This is a genomic window from Psychroserpens sp., assembly GCF_036960315.1.
Taxonomy (GTDB): domain Bacteria; phylum Bacteroidota; class Bacteroidia; order Flavobacteriales; family Flavobacteriaceae; genus Psychroserpens.
Map to the genome: position 1 here is coordinate 1 of NZ_JBALVR010000029.1, position 1,689 is coordinate 1,689.

2 protein-coding genes are annotated in these 1,689 nt (G+C 34.2%); both read right to left on the reverse strand.

What is annotated here, in order from left to right; genetic code table 11:
- The coding region (locus V7719_RS18740) for a dihydrofolate reductase family protein (protein WP_442969110.1) at window positions 1-214 on the reverse strand (214 nt) is incomplete at its 3' end.
- Between the two features lie 97 nt (window positions 215-311).
- Window positions 312-1,370, reverse strand: a complete 1,059-nt coding sequence (gene rsgA / locus V7719_RS18745) for a ribosome small subunit-dependent GTPase A (protein ID WP_335731469.1) — start codon at window positions 1,368-1,370, stop codon at window positions 312-314.
- Window positions 1,371-1,689: the final 319 nt, after the last annotated feature.

Consider the following 1,689-nt stretch of genomic DNA (forward strand, 5'->3'; position numbering starts at 1 on the left):
GTTTGTTGTATGGCCAATCAACATCAAATCCGAGTACAGTTTCAAATGTTGTTCTTCCCATAACAAGTGCGTCAATTTCTTTATTAAATTCAACATATCCCAGATCATCATTGTCGGGATTTGGTATAGAATGTAGCCAATCAATACCACCATTCTTGTCAGCGATATATCCGTCTAAGCTTGTTGCAATAAATACGCTATTCTTTAAGCTCATTATTCTTTTCAGATTCGTTGTTCGATATGAATACCAACGGTTTCGCTATGAGGAGTGGCGTCTCGCAGGGCGCTATTGCTCATAGGTTTTGTTGTGCTTAGTATTTATTATTATTCTTTTTCATATTCTTTATTAATTTCCCTAAGTCTTTACCTTTCTTTTTTCTATCCTGAACATCTGACTCGAAATGTATTCTCTCTTTTTCCATCTTGAGGAAATTCTCATATGATTCTGGGTTCAAGTCATTATTTTCTAAAGCAGTCAATACTGCACATCCATCTTCATTAGTGTGTGTGCAGTCATTATACTTGCAATTTTTAGAAAGATTCAATATCTCCTCAAAAGTAATTTCAAATCCATCAGAATCATCAGTTATGCCAACTTCTCTCATTCCGGGATTATCAATTAATATTCCATTGTCTAGAACTACTAACTCTCTATGGCATGTAACGTGTTTACCTCTATCTATGCTCTCACTAATTTCTCTTGTATGCATCAAGCTGGTTCCCGTTAGCGTATTAATGAGTGTAGACTTTCCGACACCTGATGAGCCTAATAAACAATAGGTGTAACCTTTTACTAATTTAGATTTTAAACTGTCGATTCCTAATCCAGATTGGTTACTTATCTCAAATAGAGGAACGTTATTAATTCTCTCTTTTACCTGATTTATTAATTCTTCTAACTCCTGTTTCTCAATTAAATCCACTTTGCTTAAAACAATAATGGGTTCAATTTTAGAAGTGTGGCAAATAGTAAGGTAGCGTTCTAAACGATTGATGTTGAAATCTCTATTCACAGATTGAACGATAAGTCCAAAATCAATATTTGTGGCAATAATTTGAGTTTGACCTAATTTGCCAACAGCCTTTCTTTCTACAATGGATTTTCTGGGAAATACAGCATGGATTAGAGCTTTGCCTTCATCATATTCTGATATGGAAACCCAATCACCAACAGCGGGTAATTCATTCCTATTCGTGGCGGTAAATCTTAAATTTCCTATAAGTTCAGAATCAAATTCGCCATCTTCAGTTTTGACAGTATATCGGTCTTTATGCTCAGAAATAACTCTTCCAACACCAAAAGAGTCAAGATTATTTTCTTTTCTGTACGCTCCTAATTCTTTATTATATCCTAAATCTTCAAGTGTCATTTCAATTCATCCTTATTAAGCACAACAATTGTATAAAGTAACCAGTACTTATATCATCCAATATCAAGGAATTTAGTTACTAGTAACTATAGCTGTTTTATTTCTGCTAAAGTGGTAGGGGAGTATTCTTTGCTTGGTCTACTGCAAGATAAAGAAAATTACTTCTTTTTTTATGATAGGGGTGAGTAGGTAAGTGATGGTTTTGGTACATAAGACCAAACCGAATAGTGTACCGTTTTTTCTAATGCGCCTTTAGCTTTGTTGGCAACCGTTTACATATCTCGTTTCACATTTTTTTTTTGATATGCAATTCGCATCA

Excerpts from the sequence above, each read along its gene's own strand:
- rsgA (WP_335731469.1), bottom strand. The coding sequence starts at position 1,370 with ATGACACTTGAAGATTTAGGATATAATAAAGAATTAGGAGCGTACAGA.